We start from the raw sequence: 17,521 nt of genomic DNA on the forward strand, positions 1-17,521 counted from the left end.
TTAATCTTTCGCTTTTTGATCGGCAGCTCTGTGAGTCACCCAGATTATCTTGAACGCATCCTGACAGCGCGGGTCTATGATGTGGCACAGGAAAGTCCACTGGAATTGGCCCCCCGTCTATCCGACCGCTTACACAATCGTATTCTCCTCAAACGAGAAGATATGCAGTCCGTGTTTTCCTTTAAATTGCGGGGTGCTTATAACAAGATGGCTCAGCTGCCCCCGGATCAACTGCACCAAGGGGTGATTGCGGCTTCTGCGGGCAACCATGCCCAGGGCGTCGCTTTAGGAGCTCGGCAATTGGGAACAACGGCGTTGATTGTGATGCCCGTGACCACACCCAAAGTCAAAGTTGACGCCGTTAAAGCTCGGGGAGGCCAGGTGGTCCTTTTCGGAGATACCTATGATGATGCTTATGCCCATGCCCGGCAGCTCTCAACAGAAAAAGGGCTGACGTTTATCCATCCCTTTGATGACCCGGATGTGATTGCGGGCCAAGGCACCATCGGCATGGAGATTTTGCGCCAATATCAAAAGCCGATTCATGCCATTTTTATTGCCATTGGCGGGGGTGGCTTAATTTCAGGTATTGGGGCCTATATCAAGCGATTGCGCCCCGAAATTCGGATTATTGGGGTTGAGCCCGTGGATGCGGCGGCTATGCATCAGTCCTTGCAAGTGGGCAAGCGGGTGCGGCTCTCCCATGTTGGGTTATTTGCCGATGGGGTGGCGGTCCGCGAAGTGGGCGAAGAGACCTTTCGCCTCTGCCAAGAATATGTCGATGAAATCGTCCTCGTGAATACGGATGATACCTGCGCGGCCATTAAAGATGTCTTTGAAGATACCCGTTCTATTCTGGAGCCAGCGGGGGCTCTGGCAGTGGCGGGGGCCAAAGCCTATATTGAGCGGGAGCAACTCCAGGACCAAACCCTAGTTGCCTTAGCCTGCGGTGCCAATATGAATTTTGATCGGCTGCGCTTTGTCGCTGAACGGGCTGAGTTAGGAGAACGGCGAGAAGCAATCTTTGCCGTTACCATCCCTGAGGAGCGTGGGAGTTTTCGCAAGTTTTGCGCCTGTCTTGGCAGCCATAATTTGACGGAGTTTAATTACCGGATTGCCGATCGCCAGGAAGCCCATATTTTTGTCGGTGTACAAATTCAAAACCGAGCCGATGCGGCCCACATTGCCCAAGCCTTGGAAGAACAAGGGTTTAAAACCTTGGACCTCACGGATGACGAATTAGCGAAGCTGCACCTGCGGCATATGGTGGGGGGCCGATCGCCCATGGCTGGCAATGAATTACTTTACCGATTTGAGTTTCCGGAACGGCCAGGTGCCCTAACGAAGTTTTTAGGCTGTATGAGTCCCGATTGGAATATCAGCTTATTTCACTACCGAAATAATGGCGCGGATTATGGACGTATCGTCGTCGGAACCCAGGTCCCTCCTAACGAAATGAATGAATGGCAATCCTTCTTGGATACCCTGGGCTATCCCTATTCCGACGAAAGTCAAAACCCTGCCTACCAGCTTTTTCTGGGATAAATTATGATTACGGGTTTTCTGGTGCTGCTTCTCTATGAGCTATTAGGAGAAGTGTTGGTGCTGCTGCTGAATTTACCGACGCCGGGACCGGTTATCGGCATGTTCTTGCTGTTGCTAACGCTGATGATGCTGGGCAAAATTCCGGAAGATGTGGAGAACGCAGCCACGACGTTATTGAGCCATTTATCATTGCTGTTTGTGCCCGCCGGGGTGGGGGTAATGGTTCACTTTCAGCGAATTCGCAGTGAAGGCTGGGCTATTCTGGTGGCCTTATTGGTGAGTACAGTGGTGACGTTAATGGTCTCGGCCTGGACCATGCAGGTGGCAAGCAAGGTGTTAACCCTGAGGAGACGCTCCGATGCCTAAGTCAAACTTGACGGAAATCTGGGTGTACTTAGCTGCTTCACCTTTGTTGGGCTTGAGCATTACCCTAGCGGCCTATCAAATGGCCTATAGAATCTATCGATGGGGGAAAGGGCATCCGCTGTTGAACCCGGTGGCGATTGCGGTGGCGTTGCTCATTGGGGTGTTATCCCTCACTCAGACGTCATACTTCACCTATTTTGAGGGGGCACAATTTGTGCACTTTTTGCTGGGACCAGCGACGGTCTCCCTGGCCATTCCTCTCTATAAGCAATTGGCCAAATTACGACGACTATGGCTACCGGTTACCTTGGCCTTAATTATAGGCATCAGTGCCGCAGCGCTGAGTGCGATCGCAACCGCAGCACTCCTAGGGGCAACGCCCCAAACCCTCCTATCTCTAGCGCCCAAATCCGTTACGGCCCCCGTAGCCATGGGGATTACCGAAAAGATCGGTGGCCTGCCCTCCTTAACGGCGGTCTTAGTAGTGATGACGGGCATTATCGGCGCTACCTTGGGGACCCCTATCTTCCGTTGGTTAGGCATCCGAGACGATAGCGTCCGAGGCATTGCTATGGGGATTACATCCCATGGCATCGGCACGGCTCGGGCTTTTCAGGTGAGTGGGGAAATGGGAGCCTTTGCGGGGCTAGGGATGGCGTTATCAGCCTTTGTCTCTGCGGCTCTGTTACCCTGGCTGTTACGAATGTTAAATCTGGGCGCTTAAACAGGTGTCGGGGGAGTTTACCTTTGATCATCCCCTAGATTTGACGCTACCTTCACCTTGAAGCGATTGTTTTCGGCAATTATCAATATTACTCATAAACAAAATTTATGAGGTATCATCCTCAGAACGTAAAGGTTTATGTATCAACTTTTGTGTTTGTTGTTACATTACGATAGAAAATGTGAGGAATGTTACATTTGCCTGCTGCACAACTGGGAACGCGCAGTTTGGCTTCCTCGAAATGAGATACAACGTGACTGATTCTGTTGAAGCTAGCGATTTGCTAGCTTTTTTTATGGTTATTTCAACTTTTTCGCTAGAACCTTGAGTCCCCGAGCATATTGAGGATCGGATTCCAGCGGTAAAACCTGCCCAGGTTGGGGCTTAAAAGGTTTACCCTCCTGGCTTTTGACAAAAATATTAGGCTTGATGCCAATCTGGTTAATATTCTTACCCTTGGGCGTGTAGTACTTCGCGACGGTGACCACCAATCCTGAGCCATCTTCTAGACTTTTTAGAACTTGAACCACCCCTTTACCAAAGGTCGGGGTGCCAACGAGTTGAGCCCGGTTGTGATCTTGGAGTGCAGCAGCTAACACTTCACTGGCGCTGGCTGATTTTTCATCGATCAAAATTACCAGGGGCTTGTTGGTCAAGACGGGTCCATAGGCAAAAAAGTCTTGTTTTTTACCTTTTTCATCCACACTAGAAATTAAGCGATCTTTTCCCATCCACATGCGGGCAATGTCAATACTGGCATCAAAAACGCCGCCAGGGTTTTGGCGCAGATCGAGGACATACCCTTTGACCTGTTGCTTCTCTAAATCCGTCAGGGCTGTTTTCATCGCTTTTGCCGATTTGGTGGTAAAAACCGGCATCCGAATATAGCCGACTTTCCCTTTCGACGTTTCCTGCACTTCATAGACCAAGGGATTGACATCAATCTTCTCCCGCACCAGCTTATAGCGGGCAAATTCCTTGCCTCGGCGAATCTGGACAGTGACCTTACTCCCCACAGCACCAATGATAAATTCGCTAGCCTGACGGGGGTTAATCTCTGAGGTCGGGGTGCCGTTGATGCTGACGACAATATCTTGAGGTTGAATGCCAGCCGCATCAGCAGGAGAGTCCGCTACCGTTTCGATCACCTGCCACTCTCGGGTTAAGGGATCAAGGGAGACGGTGACACCCACACCAATAAATCCACCTGACACATTATCGACGAGATCCTTGATGCCATCGGGGGTGAGAAAGCGGGTGTAAGGATCTTGCAGCTTCCTGACCATTTTGCTGACAGCGACGTAGGCGTCCTGCTTGGAGGTATAGGAACGACTTAAATAGTCTTGGCGGACTTCTTGCCAATCTTGCTGATTGAAGGTGCGGTCGACATATTCTTCCTGCACGATTTGCCAGGCTTGATCAACCAGCGCTTTATGACTGTTTTCTAGCTTGGCTTCGGCGGTGGATAAGGCCAGGATTGGAGTTGCGATCGCAACTCCCACCATTCGCAACACTTGCACATGAACCTTAGACATGGGGGACCTTTCACTGGGGGAATCAATAGCACCTTTGTACATGGGACCATGCACCAAGATCCAGTTGACGATCATTAGGGGGCTAAAGGTCCCTTACGCCAGCGGGTCTTCTCATACCAAGCAGCCACCTCTGGCATCCACTGCTGAAACTGAGTAAACATCAGCTCCGTCATCACCCGCGTTTCCATCTGGACATCGTACTTACCGCGAATATCCAATAAATGCATCAGGGATCGAGCATTCGCGCTCATCACCCAATGCTGGCGGACATCAAAGGGAATGAGTCCCCGAGCATGCTCTTCTGCCAATCCTTGATCAATTCTTTCGGCATAGCGTTGGCAGGCATGACGGCACCAGTCTAAATCTTGCTGGCGTTGCTCCAGGCTATAGTCATACTTTTTTCCCTGGCGATTGGTGTAGGTGCCCACAGGACGCAAGTAGAAAACATCTTCTAGTTCTTGGGTGCCAGCTACTACATCTAAAATTCGTTGCCCAGTGTATCGGAAGGACTGCACATCGAAAGATACATTTCGATGGGTCCGCATTTGTTGCATAGTGCTGTGGGGGAAATAGCCAAAGTTGAGCACGATTTGAGGATGCTCCAGGGGGCCATAATGTCCACGATTACCTTGGAGCAGATTCTTAATCACCAACTCTCCGCATTTCGCTTCTTCTGGCCATTGATCTCGATCGGTCCAGACCAGTTGCTCGGCATAGTCCTGATGCATGGCAGCATAGGTAATCTGCTGGGGATTGGGGGTTTGGGAAATGATCTCGACGGTAAATCGTTCATCCATAATGTTGATGCTACTTCCAGTAAACTCACCCAAAGTGAATCGCTAAATCCCCTTGGTTAGAGGTTGGTGCAGTGTCATCTTAAGTCCAGAAAATTGAGACATTTCCTTGATCAGTTTTTCTTAAGAAAAGCGTCATCATTGAAGTTCTTGGAGACCTTGAGTATGATTTCTCTAAGGTAAGTGGGCAAAAACGATGCGCTTTAACAATAATCCAACGGTAGTTTTGGGTGGAATGCTGACAGCAAGCGTAGTTTGTCTACAAACGCAGGTTGCTTTGAGTTTGCCATCTAGCCAAATTGGCAAAAGTGCTAAAAATTTTACTGTTTTGATTGCTAGCGATTATCCAGGGTCTGGGGTAATCATCAACAAGAAAGATAAAACCTATACGGTGCTAACGGCAGAACATGTCGTTAGACATTCAGATTTTGAATATCATGTTGTCACCCAAGACGGGAAAAAACATCCGGTGAAATATCAAACGGTGAAGAAATTCCCCGGTGTTGATTTAGCAGTGGTGACCTTTACTAGCGATAAAAACTACATGAGTGCCAAGCTAGCGAAGTCCGAAGAAGCAGGAATTGGTTCAGTGGTCTATACCGCTGGCTATCCCGATCCAGGCCAAGCGATTGAAAATCGGATTTTCCAATTTACCGATGGGAAAGTATCAGGGGTTAATCCCAAAGCGAAAGACGGATATTCCCTGATTTATACCAACATTACCCGTAAAGGCATGAGTGGAGGTCCTGTCCTCAATACCAACGGCGAATTAGTGGGTATCCATGGTCGAGCAGAAACGGATGTCCAGGGTGATGTGCAAGTGAAAGCAGGTTTGAACCTAGGAATTCCCATCAAAACATTCTTATCTATTGCCCCAAAAGTGGGGATAAAACTAGATTTTAAGGCCCAGCCCACGGCTAAGCCGCCAACTCCAAAGCCGACGCCTACCGCTCAACAGCAAACTCCTGCGGTCCAACCTCCTGGCTTCCAGCCCACATCCACGACGCCGACAGGAACACCACGGCTCCCCTCGCGCCCCAAACCGATTCGTCCGAAAGGAACTGGCCAGTCTCCCGTCTGTGCAGGCAGTCGATGCTAGGTCTATCGTTTTCAATAGATTTCGTTTTCAATAGATTTTTAAAACTCTCTACCTCGCTTAATTGATCAAAATGACTTTAAAAAAATCAGCTCTTGTAGGTTTTACCGCCGTTAGCTTGACTGTTGCTGGCTCAATGACTGCAGATGTCGCTCTAGCGGGAAAAGATGATGCCATTTATGAAGACAATTTGACCACGACTCAAGGATTGCAGTGGGGAGGCAAAAAACTCCCCTTTAAGAAAACCGTCGATATCCGAGAGAGTTTAGTTGATACACCCTTAGGCAAAGTAACCGCCGATCGGCATCTTGTTGGCAATGACTTAGACGGGTCTATTTTCGGCCGTTCCCGTAAGCCAGCTCCAGGACGCAGCGCATTTATCTCCCTATGGGGCAGTAAAATCGAAGGCTGTTTTGTAGAAATGATTATTCAACATGCCCCGGCTCAAGGGCGTGTGGATCCCACGGCAATCATACCCACTTTACTAGAACTTGGAATTGGCGGTCAGCTGGTTGAACTGCCGCCTCAGTCGGCATCTCAGCCAAAAGTTTTTTCCCAAGACTATACAAATACCAGTTTCTTTGGGAATAAAACAACCAGCGGTACTTGGTATATGACGCGCAATATCTTTGTGGTTGATTCGGGTATCGCCAGTCTTCTGTCTCAGGCCCCCCTCAAAGAGACTCGGGCTCGACTCACCCTCTCCAACGGCAATAAAATCTTGATTCCCATTGATAAGAAGACAGTCAGCAATTGGAAAACAGCCTATAGCTATAATCCAGCCTGTAAGAATCCTAATGCGGCTGAGCCACCTGCAGCTACAAAATAGCGTGTATTTTGATTGCAGCAACCCCTTGAGAAAAGATGGGGTTGCTGCAGGCAATGGCAATTTATTGTAAGGGGAGATCGATTATATCTAGCCCCTGAGAGATCGCCTTCTGGATCGAGGGGGTTTGCTCTTGCTCTTGCAGCAACTGTAAATACTCTCGTATTTCTTGGGTTTGAATATCATCGAAGGGAGATGATTCAAGATAGCGACAAATTCTCCGAACAGCAATCAGTCGTTTGAGTGGATCGAGGGCAGTCAAATGATTGATCCAACCATCAAGTTGACTGGTGGGGAGATGTCCCTGTTCTTGCTTGAGGAGTTGCCAGCCAAAGAGACCAAGAACCACTAACAACCCTAGTCCCTGCAACAGAATGGCGAATGCGAGTCCAAAGCTATTCGTGTCTTGCCAGATTTGCAAGGTTAAATAACTAGCGGCTAAGGACAATAGACCACCGCCAATAGCTATAACAGTGGTGGAGTGAGAGCTAGATAACCATTTGACAACTGCAGACCATGAGAAGAGTGGGGTTGCCAGCTGTTGTTGGATAAGCAGTGATGTCCCGATGCCTATGGATAGGGCAATCAGTAACATCCCGTTCCAGACCATCAGGCAGAATGCACTGGTGAGGGCCACGACCCAAATCCCTAGTCCCTGCCGACTAATCCCTTGAGAACAGCGATGAACGAACTGTTTCAGTTGAGCCAACATGCTAGCCGTCACGTCTGACAAGAGTGTGTGTCTCACAGGTGAAATCACATGGTCGGCAAACCAATGCCATATATTTTGAGGGAGAGATGAAACTTTGGTCATGGATTTGACCTAATGCAGTCGTTACGAAATGGGAATGGAACGCTGAGGGACTTAAAGTGCTCAGTCTCTACACGAGTTTAACCTACCATTTTCCATAGCTCCGACGCAGTTCTTGATTATCAAAACTGTATCGACCGGGTCCGTGTTGAGCGAGGAGCAGAAGCCCACCGATTAAACTCACGTTTTTGAAGAACTGAATTTGTTCCATTTGCTCAGCCAGGTTGAGATGGAACATCAACGTCGCAGGCACTAAAAAAACGATCAATGCGATCGCACCCCAACGCGCCTTCAAACCGAGTAAGACGGAAAGCCCTCCACCCAGCAACAAGAGGATCGATCCAATGGCCATGACGAGGGCCAACCCAGCAGGAAGACCCTTGCTAGTAATCGCCTGTTGAGTTCCTGCAAAATTGAAGCAGTGAGCAACGCCGGAACGGATAAAAACTGCCGATAGAAAACCTCTAGCAAATAGAGGTAATAGCCGATCAATCATGGCTGATTTCTCACTACTGGGTAACTCACTTTAACCTTATGCAAATTTGGATATTCGTCAACTACGGAATTAACCGGAGCGTTCCCCTTCACAAAACTATAATGGGGATTGAATTAATCGCTTGAGCTTGCCTGTGACTCCTTCTGACCTAGAAACAGCACCCTCCAAGGCCCCAACGGATGCCACCATCCAGCCAGATGACGAGCTTAATGATGTGGAAATGTCATTGTTCGAGCATTTAGAGGAACTGCGTTTTCGAATTTTTTATGCGCTGATCGCGGTTGCGATCGCAATCGTCGGTTGCTTCTTTAAGGTCAACGTCATCGTCAAAGTTTTAGAGCGCCCAGCTCAAGGGGTTAAATTTCTACAGCTAGCACCTGGAGAATACTTCTTTGTCTCCCTCAAGGTCGCTGCCTATAGTGGCATTCTGGTAGCCAGCCCGTTTATCCTGTACCAAATTATTCAATTTGTGTTACCAGGATTAACCCGTTCGGAGCGGCGGCTGTTAGGTCCGATTGTCCTCGGTTCCTCAGTGCTCTTTTTTGTAGGCATTTTATTTGCCTATGTGGCCCTGATTCCAGCAGCCCTCAATTTCTTCATCCAATATGGTGGAGATGTGGTTGAGCAGCTCTGGTCGATTGATCGCTACTTTGAATTCGTATTGCTGCTGTTGTTCAGTACAGGGATTGCCTTCCAGATTCCCGTAATTCAGCTTTTATTAGGCTTAACAGGCATTGTCTCCAGTCGCCAAATGTTGTCTGGGTGGCGATACGTAATTCTTGGCGCTGCCATCCTGGGTGCGGTACTGACCCCCTCAACGGATCCCCTGACCCAAAGCTTGCTGGGGGGTGCTGTAGTGGGCCTCTATTTTGGAGGCATTGGTTTAGTCATACTGACGGGCCACTAGTCGGACCTAGAACTGCTCCAGCAGCCATTCAGAAGTCCTCCCGCCCAGTTCTAAGGGGATGCTGACGGCTTTCCCCAACCGGGGCCGTTGTTTCGTGGCTTGAATATATTCTTCGACTTGCTGGACCGCATCCCACCCCCGTATATAGGTTGCGATCGCACCTAAATGCTCAAAATATTCGGGTTCCGACATGGGAAATGAAGCTTGTTCTAGATATCGCCACATGACTTGAACAAAGATTTTGCCTTGGGTGCGGCGCAGCTGAATATCGTAAGACCGCCCCCATTTATTGATCAGGAGTTGATGCAGTTCTTCGCCGGTCATCCGCCTTCATCCCATGTCAGTGAAGTCTCTATTCTGTCGTGTCCTGGAAGGGAGAAGCAACCTCACAGATAAGGTAGATCCTGGGATTGGCCGCAATGAATTTACATTTCGTATGAAATACGGGCTCATCAAGTGTGATAATAATGTCAAGAAATGTTATGACACCTGATGGTGATTTGCAACATGTCTTTAACTCAGGCATCGATCACAGATCAACCCTGAGTTAGGAATACACTATTCCGAGCATGAGCAATTCCATAGGGTCAGGCTCTAATGCTGTCCATTACATCAGTAACATCACCGTAAATCATGGCTCAAGTCTCTGGATCTTCTGACGTCCCCGATATGGGGCGGCGTCAATTTATGAATTTGCTGACCTTTGGTGCAATTACCGGCACCGCGTTAGGTGGGTTATACCCTGTCGTCAGGTACTTTATTCCTCCTTCGAGTGGAGGAACTGGGGGCGGGCTAAATGCCAAAGACGCTCTCGGTAACGACGTTGTGGTTAGTGAATTCTTAGCAGAACATAGCCCGGGTGACCGCACTTTAACCCAAGGTTTCAAAGGAGATCCAACCTACGTTGTTGTCACAGATAGCAATGAGATCGCAGACTATGGTCTAAATGCGGTCTGTACTCACTTGGGTTGTGTTGTTCCCTGGAATGCAGGCCAAAACAAATATATTTGCCCTTGTCATGGGTCACAGTATGATTCAACCGGCAAGGTGGTGCGGGGGCCTGCACCATTATCTTTGGCCCTCGTGCATGCAGAAGATGTAGATGGCAAGCTGGTGTTCACAACCTGGACAGAAACTGATTTCCGTACAGATAAGGATCCCTGGTGGGTCTAAGTTTCCTTGAACGTTTAAGCTAATTTATCCCTTCTGCCCCGTCACATCTTGTCAGGTTTCAATTGATAGACTAATGAAGCAAAGCCTTTTATCCGTCTTGACGAAAAAGAGCCTTCGCCTCCTGGCTGCGCTCTTCCTTGTCGTCACTAGCGTCTTTTCCTTACCCCAAGCTGCTCAGGCTTTCCCGATCTACGCTCAACAGGCCTACGATAGCCCTAGAGAAGCCAACGGTCGTATTGTTTGTGCTAACTGCCACCTTGCAGCCAAGCCCACCCAAGTGGAAGTTCCCCAGGCCGTCTTACCCGATACAGTGTTTGAGGCCGTTGTCAAAATTCCTTATGACACGGATGCCCAGCAAGTCCTAGGGAGCGGTGACCTAGGTCCTCTAAATGTTGGTGCAGTTCTGATGCTGCCTGATGGCTTCCAAATTGCCCCCGATGATCGGATTCCTGAAAAGATGAAGGAAGAGATTAACGGTGTCTTTTACCAGAAGTACAAGCCTGATACAGATAATGTAATCGTTGTCGGTCCTCTATCGGGTGCCGACCACCAGGAAATTATCTTCCCCGTCCTTTCTCCGGACCCAGCAACAGACCCTAATATTCACTTTGGTAAATACTCTGTTCATGCAGGCGGTAACCGTGGGCGCGGTCAGATTTATCCCACAGGTGACAAGACGAACGTCAATGCTGTTACCTCTCCGGCTGCTGGTTTAGTCAGCAGCGTCAGTGAAAATTCCGTGACCATCACCACTAATGATGGTCAGACTGTCACTGAGTCGATTCCCGCTGGTTTAGAAGTTGTGGTCTCAGAAGGACAGGCTGTGGCTGATGGTGCCCCCCTCAGTTCTGACCCCAACGTGGGTGGTTTTGGTCAAAAAGATACCGAAATTGTGTTGCAGAGTGGCACTCGGATTAAGTGGTTGATGGTCTTCTTCTCAGCCATTATGATTTCTCAAACGCTTCTGGTTCTGAAGAAGAAGCAAGTCGAGAAAGTCCAAGCTGCCGAAATGAACTTCTAGCACATCCCTCGATTCATTTCTTTGAAATCAGCAGGATTTCCTTTCATAGGGAATCCTGCTTTTTTAATGCTTGACCAAGGAGACTCATCTGGCCCATAGTTCCTAGCCTTTGAGATTGGCTGCTCACTGGCGCTTTAGATACACTGGGAAGCCGCGTTCAACGTCACCAGGCCGATACAAGCCCTTCGACTTTAGTAGAATTCCTGTTACTTCCGCTTAGTGGCACGATTCTACTGAACTTGAACGGTTGCAAGTGATGAATACAAAACGCTGGTGGTGGATTTCTTCAGGAACCTCAATTTTCTTTATCGTGCTGATTGGTCTGATGTGGTTTCGGATTGATCATTCATATCAGCCCAACTTAGAGCAGCTTGCACAGGAAGGCGAGATTATTCCCCACCTAAAAAAGCGTGGGGTATCCCTAAAGGAATCCGATGCGATTCCAACAGGGGTCTTTTTACAGTCTCTCAAGTTCAACAATGCCACTGAAGTAAATATTACGGGCTATATTTGGCAGAAGTATAATAAATCAGTCTTTGCCGATATTCCTGCCGACCAGGACGTGCCGGTTGGGTTTATATTGCCAGAAGCCGTTGATTCGGGTGAGAATCTAGAACCCCAACAAGCCTATCGACGTGCCATTAATGATCAAGAAGAGGTGATTGGTTGGTATTTTGAATCAACCTTAAAGCAGCGCTTTAACTATCAAAAATACCCGCTTGACCACAAAACCGTTTGGATCCGAATTTGGGGTAAAGACTTTGGTCGAAGTAACGTCCTGGTTCCCGATCTCAAGGCTTATTCGTCCACTCAACCTGGAGATGCCTTTGGGTTTGATAAAAGTATTGTGCTGGGGGATTGGAAAGTCGAAGAGACATTTTTTGATTTCAAAACGCCCCGGTATGACATGGATTTTGGCTTGGGTAAACCCCTGCCAGAAACACCAGAACTCTATTTCAATATTGTGCTTAGACGAGAATTTTTAGGAGCCTTTATTGTCAACTTAGTTCCACTGCTGATTTCAGCCATTTTATTGTTTGCAACATTGCTGACTATCACTGCTAGGGAAGGGCAAGCAGATATTTTTGGCTTCAATACCTCTGGAGTGTTGGGGGTGTGTTCAGCATTATTCTTCGTTGTGCTGATTGCCCATATTCAGATTCGGCAAGAGTTTCCAGGATCTGGAATTATTTATATAGAGTATTTCTATCTGGCCATGTATACGGCTTTACTCGGGGTGGCAGTGGATGCCTACTTATTTACTCATGATAAGTATTCCAGCCAGTTCAAGTTCATTTCCTATGAAGACAACATCATTCCCAAACTGATTTTTTGGCCGACGTTATTAGGGGCTTCAACTTTTTATTCATTTCTGATTTTGAAGCCCTTTCATCCCTATGAAACCTATGTACCTGATTTAAAAGCAACCCATATTCTGCCACCATCAGATCAGCCTGTGGTCAACTTAGATCATTCTGATACCCAGGCTGTTGAGTTTACACCTGAGCATGCTTCAAAGGTCATGGTGACTTCTAGTAGGCAACCACAGGGACAGAGTTTTTACCAATTTTCTAGAGACTGACCCTTAATCAGTTTTCTGCTATGGTCGCTGGCTCTCTTGCCCTAGCTAGGGCAAGAGAGCCAGCGACTGGACTATACCCGTAATTCACCGGTTTCTTGCAGAGTATGGAGTCGATGATAAATACCACCCTGGTGCAGCAGTTGATCATGGTTCCCCACCTCTGCAATCCGGCCTTGATCGAGAACGACAATTTGATCTGCCTCTCGCACAGTGCTCAGACGGTGGGCGATAATGATCAGCGTTCGCGTTCCGAGCAGAGAACGCATGGCGAGTTGAATCGTGCGTTCCGACTCATAGTCAAGGCTGGAGGTTGCCTCATCAAAAACCAGAACATCTGGATTGACGATCAAGGCCCGAGCAATACCCAGGCGCTGGCGTTGCCCGCCTGATAGTCTGACCCCTCGTTCGCCCACAACGGTGGCATAGCCTTGAGGAAGCTGGTGGACAAACTCTTCCACCTTGGCAATGGCACAAGCGGATTGAACTTGCTCAAAACTGACGGTGGGATTCCCGTAGGTGAGATTTTCGAGAATGGTACCGTTAAAGATATCGACATCTTGATGAACGATGGCTAATCGGCGGCGATATCGGCTCACATCCAGGGATCGGATATCTTGACCATCCATGAGAATCTCTCCTGCATGGGGTTCGAAATAGCGAAATAGGAGTTTGACTAAGGTGGATTTCCCCGAGCCTGATCGTCCAACCAAGGCAACGGTTTGGCGCGGCTTAATGGTCAGATTGATATCTTGTAGTATGGGTTGCTGTGGATCATAGCCAAAGCTAACCTGTTGCAGTTCCAGATGGCCAGAGAACCGATAGGGATTTTGGTGGACTGGCTCTTGACTGAGACTAGATGCATCCGCACCATCGGATTGCTGCATAAATTCATGGAGTCGCAACATGGAGGCATAGCGACGGGCAAAGATTTCGGCCACCATACTTAAGGGCTCAATTTCGGCATAGGCCATGCTGGAGATAGTCAGCGTGGTGACAAAGTGCCCCAGAGAAATATCGCCCCGGACTGTTGCCATCAGGGTGAGGGTCAGGACTCCAAAGACACAAGCTTGCACGATGGTTCGTTGCCAGGTAGCAAGCTTGACATAGCCTTTGTGAATTCGAAAGAGGACCACCTGCATTTCACGATCAAGCCGCTGCTGCTGGCGTTCTAGTTCGGCAGCTTCTGTAGCAAATGCTTTGACGGTTTTGATATTGGTAATGATTTCTGAGGTGCGACTCTCGGTATTTTCGATATAGCGATCGAGAACTTCTTCTCGCTTGATCAGTAACCGTAAGTCCCACAGGCTAAAGGTGAAAATGACGATAAATGAGATCAGAAAAATAATAGCGATGGGCCACTCAATCAAACCAATGATGATGAAAATGCCCAGAACTCGCATGAGCTTGGGAATAAACTGTCCGGCAATTTCGGGATAGGTCCAGGTGTGGTTTGTTACGCCCCTAGCAACCCGGCCTGCAATACGCCCAGGATTATTTTCATCGTAGAAATCTAGGGGCAGAGTGAGGATTTTTTTGAGGACTTGGCGGGTGCGATCGCGTTTTGCCCTTAACGGTATCGCCCAGTGAAACCAGCTGCCAATCCAGGGTTGAATCGGAGCCCGCACCACCGTCACCACAAAGATGATACCGAGCAACGTCCACAAGGATAGGGAACGGTTGATGGGTAAACGGGTGATCGCCGAAATTTGAACGATTAAGGCTTGCAGGGGTGCATCCAAAGGCTGTCGAGACAGCACATTGAGTATTTGACCAATGGCGTAAGGAACCACCAGGTCAATCACTTCAAACAAGCTGGCGGCGGCAATGCTGAGCAAAGAAATCCCCCAGTATTGCCGATAGTATCGGACAATATCTTTGTAGCTGGCCATGATGTTGAAAACTTATCCTGCCAGGTAAATCTCTGGATTAGCAGGCTCCCATTGCATACTACAACATAATACAAGATCCTGCATAGACCTTGTATTTTAGGTTTTAGACTGGGTTGTTTAAGCCAACTGACAGCTCAAAGATATCGAAACAGATTTCAGTTCGCTTACGTTTTTGCTTCTATCCTCGTCAGGATGCTGACCCGCTCATGAAATGGCTTAGCAACATATTGGCTAACTGATTAGACATCACCTTAATCCCAAGCAGCACCATACCGAGTGTGATTAACTCAATAGCCTGTAACTTTTGAGGGTGGCCCTGTGTCGATGAGGAGATATCTAAATGTAGGCGAATAGCAGTTGAGGATAAGAGAGTAAACATAGCTTCTCCTAGGCTGTGAGAGCGAATAAAAAACAGCTAAGACTTAATGGCTATCGATCATGAGACAGGCTGGTTAGTTTCTGCGGCTCGTTTGTTCAGGTAATTCGTATTTTTATGATTGACATACTGTCGTAATGACAACGCCTTATCTAAATCATAGTCATAACGAGTATGATTTAGCAAGTCTCTATCTTTATCCATTGTGTGTGAAGATTGATCAAAGCTAGTTTGAGTATCGGATCAGCCGAGAAGGTCCCTGGGACATCACCTTCAAGTCTGCTTTATCGAAGATATAGACCAGCGTCAGGAAAATTTCGTTTATCCTGAACAATAGGTCGAGCCGTTGTTGTGAGACGAGCTGCGACCTATCAATTCAGAGATCGAATCATGAAAAGAAGAGCCTTACTAAGGGTAGGAACAGTATTAATGGGAACAACAGGATTTTCGAGTCTTTTACCCAAGTGGTTTTCTGGGAAAGCCATAGCCGCCGAAGTGTTCGAAGTCACTAAAACTGAACAAGAGTGGCGTCAGGCTCTAACCTCACAGCAATTTCACGTCTTACGCGAGAAAGGAACAGAACGTCCTCGTAGCAGCCCTTTAGATAAGGAATATGGCGAGGGGCTTTATCGCTGTGCCGGATGTGATTTACCGCTGTTTACTTCCGAGGCTAAGTTCAATAGCGGTACTGGCTGGCCAAGTTTTTATGCGCCCATTGAGAATGCAGTCGCTACCTCCGTCGACTTTGATCTCGTTCTCCCTCGAACAGAGGTTCACTGTCGTCGCTGCGGTGGGCATCTAGGTCATGTCTTTAATGATGGTCCCCGACCAACTGGAAAACGCTACTGTATGAACGGTGTATCTCTCAAATTTGTGCCAGGAGAGTCAATCTAAATCTGCCAACACTAATCCTACTAACTCTGGCATCACCAGCAAGTAGGGGTTGAATGAAAAAACTTGTATCACAGCTAAGATATCAGCCAACTTCCTATCATCTGGGGCTTGGCTGTTTATTTTTGGTTTTTATTTTGGCCGTCCCTTTCTTTCGAATCCTGGGGCAGACGGAAAAAACACAACTTGAGTACTCACTTCAGAAATTTCAGCAGTCACTAGAAAGTCAAGACCTATCAGTTACTGATGAATTTATCAGCGCCAATTTGGCCAATCGATTTGATCGCGTAGAAATGATTGACCTGCTGATTTCCATGGATCTATGGCCAGCTCCTCCATGGCAAACAGTACATGTCAGTAGCTTTAAGGGAAAAGGACATGCCAACGTTACCTTTTCAGATAACAAGTCTGTCAAATGGTTAAGGCTAGATTACCGTCTCAACCGTGGTCCTAAATGGCAGCTTCAGAATTTCTGCCGCATTGATCGTGATGCCATTAAGGCAACCCGCCGTTTTATCAATGCCTTGCAAAGTGAAGAATTTGATCGGGCATTCGAATTTACAGTTGACTATGCATATCCCAAGCGTAAAGGCGTGAATTTTAGTCGACAGTCTTTGCCATTTCTTCGAGAACAGCTTGAATTAAATAGGAATGCCAAACTATCATTTGGTAACCTTTCTGTACCGAATGACTATACCTATACCGTCCCTGTCCATGCCGAGGGAAAGTCCTTTCAAGTATTTCTTCATCACCGTAAATATGGCAAAGAAGGTTGTAAATTTATTATCTTTGATATTCAAGAAATGATCTAACCAATATCTACAAAATCAAGAGATTAATTCTTTTCTAGGAAACACCCTCGCATCAGTCTAAGATTAATCATCCTCAAATTCTATTTCTATATAATCAAGAATATCTTTCATCCATTTCTGAGGAGTCTCATAGCGAAACAAGTAATATGGAGCTATCAACGGCATTAAAACTAGTGCAATGAATCCTAGAGGGTTTTCAGACCAGATTATCGATATATTAGAAGAATCAAAAAGAGCTTTCTGGAAATCTTTACTTGCTAGACAATTCATAACAAAAGTAAAATCAATAACAAGAAAAAATCTTACAAGCAATCCTTTTCTTCGATAGTGATCAACAGATTTTTTAATCTTTTTTCTGATATATATATTTTCTTTATTGCTACTTATATTTCTATCATGAGGCAAAATCTTTTGTCTGATCAGCCTAAAGCTATCTTGCATAAGATCCTCATAAATAAACTGATAACGTGGAGTTATCATCGAAATAAGTATCAACGAAGAAAAATAAAGTGTAAATGAGATAATTAAAAACCATGCCAACATAACTTCATTACCAAAAGTTTTTACAACAAAAAAACCAAGCAAAGAAGGGATTAAATAAATTACAGGAAAAAGCAAGGAGCTTATATAAGGCTTCTCAAATAGAAACACTTGAAGTCTTCCTATAAAGCTACTTC

The 17,521-nt window shown here is 47.2% G+C and carries 18 protein-coding genes; 11 read left to right on the top strand and 7 right to left on the bottom strand.

All coding sequences use genetic code 11. The features are described from left to right. Window positions 1-30: 30 nt before the first annotated feature. Genes ilvA through ON05_RS09055 form a run of 3 tightly spaced genes read left to right on the top strand, consistent with a single transcriptional unit; the run spans window position 31 to window position 2,635 of the window. On the top strand, window positions 31-1,545 hold the full coding sequence (gene ilvA / locus ON05_RS09045; RefSeq protein ID WP_010475608.1) for a threonine ammonia-lyase, biosynthetic: 1,515 nt from the start codon (window positions 31-33) through the stop codon (window positions 1,543-1,545). Between the two features lie 3 nt (window positions 1,546-1,548). After that, window positions 1,549-1,911, top strand: a complete 363-nt coding sequence (locus ON05_RS09050; RefSeq protein WP_010475610.1) for a CidA/LrgA family protein — start codon at window positions 1,549-1,551, stop codon at window positions 1,909-1,911. Further along, window positions 1,904-2,635, top strand: coding sequence for an LrgB family protein (locus tag ON05_RS09055; protein ID WP_010475612.1), 732 nt, complete (start codon window positions 1,904-1,906; stop codon window positions 2,633-2,635). Before ON05_RS09050 ends, ON05_RS09055 begins: the two co-directional genes overlap by 8 nt. Window positions 2,636-2,934: 299 nt before the next feature. On the opposite strand, the gene ON05_RS09060 is transcribed toward ON05_RS09055, so the two are convergent. After that, window positions 2,935-4,170 carry a S41 family peptidase gene (locus tag ON05_RS09060; protein ID WP_262561474.1) on the bottom strand — a complete coding sequence of 412 codons (1,236 nt, stop codon included), beginning with the start codon at window positions 4,168-4,170 and terminating at the stop codon, window positions 2,935-2,937. Between the two features lie 74 nt (window positions 4,171-4,244). Then, entirely contained in the window at window positions 4,245-4,967 is a 723-nt protein-coding gene (thyX, locus tag ON05_RS09065) for an FAD-dependent thymidylate synthase (RefSeq protein WP_029315308.1), read from the bottom strand. 193 nt (window positions 4,968-5,160) lie between these two features. Between thyX and ON05_RS09070 the strand changes: the two genes are divergently transcribed. Beyond that, window positions 5,161-6,063 carry a serine protease gene (locus ON05_RS09070; protein ID WP_010475619.1) on the top strand — a complete coding sequence of 301 codons (903 nt, stop codon included), beginning with the start codon at window positions 5,161-5,163 and terminating at the stop codon, window positions 6,061-6,063. A 70-nt stretch (window positions 6,064-6,133) separates the two neighbouring features. Next, window positions 6,134-6,889, top strand: a complete 756-nt coding sequence (locus ON05_RS09075; protein ID WP_010475622.1) for a hypothetical protein — start codon at window positions 6,134-6,136, stop codon at window positions 6,887-6,889. Between the two features lie 61 nt (window positions 6,890-6,950). Here the strand turns inward: ON05_RS09075 and ON05_RS09080 are convergent, their stop codons facing one another. Next, complete coding sequence (locus ON05_RS09080) at window positions 6,951-7,700, bottom strand: hypothetical protein (RefSeq protein WP_010475624.1); 750 nt, start codon at window positions 7,698-7,700, stop codon at window positions 6,951-6,953. 82 nt (window positions 7,701-7,782) lie between these two features. After that, window positions 7,783-8,193 (bottom strand): DoxX family protein, encoded by a 411-nt coding sequence (locus ON05_RS09085; protein ID WP_010475625.1) that lies wholly within the window; start codon window positions 8,191-8,193, stop codon window positions 7,783-7,785. A gap of 133 nt (window positions 8,194-8,326) precedes the next feature. Between ON05_RS09085 and tatC the strand changes: the two genes are divergently transcribed. Beyond that, on the top strand, window positions 8,327-9,100 hold the full coding sequence (tatC, locus tag ON05_RS09090) for a twin-arginine translocase subunit TatC (RefSeq protein WP_010475627.1): 774 nt from the start codon (window positions 8,327-8,329) through the stop codon (window positions 9,098-9,100). A gap of 6 nt (window positions 9,101-9,106) precedes the next feature. On the opposite strand, the gene ON05_RS09095 is transcribed toward tatC, so the two are convergent. Beyond that, complete coding sequence (locus ON05_RS09095; protein WP_010475628.1) at window positions 9,107-9,424, bottom strand: DUF3067 family protein; 318 nt, start codon at window positions 9,422-9,424, stop codon at window positions 9,107-9,109. 309 nt (window positions 9,425-9,733) lie between these two features. Here ON05_RS09095 and petC point away from each other — a divergent pair, with 309 nt between their 5' ends. The 3 genes from petC (at window position 9,734) to ON05_RS09110 (ending at window position 12,876) form a co-directional block, all read left to right on the top strand. Then, window positions 9,734-10,273, top strand: a complete 540-nt coding sequence (petC, locus tag ON05_RS09100) for a cytochrome b6-f complex iron-sulfur subunit (RefSeq protein ID WP_010475630.1) — start codon at window positions 9,734-9,736, stop codon at window positions 10,271-10,273. Between the two features lie 73 nt (window positions 10,274-10,346). Then, on the top strand, window positions 10,347-11,294 hold the full coding sequence (gene petA / locus ON05_RS09105; RefSeq protein ID WP_010475631.1) for a cytochrome f: 948 nt from the start codon (window positions 10,347-10,349) through the stop codon (window positions 11,292-11,294). 256 nt (window positions 11,295-11,550) lie between these two features. After that, window positions 11,551-12,876, top strand: coding sequence for a hypothetical protein (locus ON05_RS09110; RefSeq protein WP_010475632.1), 1,326 nt, complete (start codon window positions 11,551-11,553; stop codon window positions 12,874-12,876). A gap of 71 nt (window positions 12,877-12,947) precedes the next feature. On the opposite strand, the gene ON05_RS09115 is transcribed toward ON05_RS09110, so the two are convergent. Further along, entirely contained in the window at window positions 12,948-14,765 is a 1,818-nt protein-coding gene (locus ON05_RS09115) for an ABC transporter ATP-binding protein (protein ID WP_010475633.1), read from the bottom strand. A gap of 766 nt (window positions 14,766-15,531) precedes the next feature. On the opposite strand from ON05_RS09115, the gene msrB reads away from it, so the two are divergent. Together msrB and ON05_RS09125 are read left to right on the top strand one after the other, a co-directional pair. Next, window positions 15,532-16,035 carry a peptide-methionine (R)-S-oxide reductase MsrB gene (gene msrB, locus ON05_RS09120; RefSeq protein WP_029315309.1) on the top strand — a complete coding sequence of 168 codons (504 nt, stop codon included), beginning with the start codon at window positions 15,532-15,534 and terminating at the stop codon, window positions 16,033-16,035. A gap of 53 nt (window positions 16,036-16,088) precedes the next feature. Continuing rightward, window positions 16,089-16,844 carry a hypothetical protein gene (locus tag ON05_RS09125; protein ID WP_262561479.1) on the top strand — a complete coding sequence of 252 codons (756 nt, stop codon included), beginning with the start codon at window positions 16,089-16,091 and terminating at the stop codon, window positions 16,842-16,844. Window positions 16,845-16,907: 63 nt separating this feature from the next. On the opposite strand, the gene ON05_RS09130 is transcribed toward ON05_RS09125, so the two are convergent. Beyond that, window positions 16,908-17,495, bottom strand: a complete 588-nt coding sequence (locus tag ON05_RS09130; protein WP_139025884.1) for a hypothetical protein — start codon at window positions 17,493-17,495, stop codon at window positions 16,908-16,910. Window positions 17,496-17,521: the final 26 nt, after the last annotated feature.

The organism is Acaryochloris sp. CCMEE 5410 (genome assembly GCF_000238775.2).
In the GTDB taxonomy this organism is placed as follows: domain Bacteria; phylum Cyanobacteriota; class Cyanobacteriia; order Thermosynechococcales; family Thermosynechococcaceae; genus Acaryochloris.

Bases quoted from the DNA above. Each gene is read 5' to 3' on its own strand.
- ON05_RS09050 (WP_010475610.1), top strand. From the start codon at position 1,549: ATGATTACGGGTTTTCTGGTGCTGCTTCTCTATGAGCTATTAGGAGAA.
- ON05_RS09125 (WP_262561479.1), top strand. From the start codon at position 16,089: ATGAAAAAACTTGTATCACAGCTAAGATATCAGCCAACTTCCTATCAT.
- ON05_RS09070 (WP_010475619.1), top strand. From the start codon at position 5,161: ATGCGCTTTAACAATAATCCAACGGTAGTTTTGGGTGGAATGCTGACA.
- ON05_RS09085 (WP_010475625.1), bottom strand. From the start codon at position 8,193: ATGATTGATCGGCTATTACCTCTATTTGCTAGAGGTTTTCTATCGGCA.
- ON05_RS09055 (WP_010475612.1), top strand. From the start codon at position 1,904: ATGCCTAAGTCAAACTTGACGGAAATCTGGGTGTACTTAGCTGCTTCA.
- ON05_RS09060 (WP_262561474.1), bottom strand. From the start codon at position 4,170: ATGTCTAAGGTTCATGTGCAAGTGTTGCGAATGGTGGGAGTTGCGATC.
- ON05_RS09095 (WP_010475628.1), bottom strand. From the start codon at position 9,424: ATGACCGGCGAAGAACTGCATCAACTCCTGATCAATAAATGGGGGCGG.
- thyX (WP_029315308.1), bottom strand. From the start codon at position 4,967: ATGGATGAACGATTTACCGTCGAGATCATTTCCCAAACCCCCAATCCC.
- ON05_RS09075 (WP_010475622.1), top strand. From the start codon at position 6,134: ATGACTTTAAAAAAATCAGCTCTTGTAGGTTTTACCGCCGTTAGCTTG.
- petA (WP_010475631.1), top strand. From the start codon at position 10,347: ATGAAGCAAAGCCTTTTATCCGTCTTGACGAAAAAGAGCCTTCGCCTC.
- petC (WP_010475630.1), top strand. From the start codon at position 9,734: ATGGCTCAAGTCTCTGGATCTTCTGACGTCCCCGATATGGGGCGGCGT.
- ON05_RS09110 (WP_010475632.1), top strand. From the start codon at position 11,551: ATGAATACAAAACGCTGGTGGTGGATTTCTTCAGGAACCTCAATTTTC.
- msrB (WP_029315309.1), top strand. From the start codon at position 15,532: ATGAAAAGAAGAGCCTTACTAAGGGTAGGAACAGTATTAATGGGAACA.
- ON05_RS09080 (WP_010475624.1), bottom strand. From the start codon at position 7,700: ATGACCAAAGTTTCATCTCTCCCTCAAAATATATGGCATTGGTTTGCC.
- ON05_RS09115 (WP_010475633.1), bottom strand. From the start codon at position 14,765: ATGGCCAGCTACAAAGATATTGTCCGATACTATCGGCAATACTGGGGG.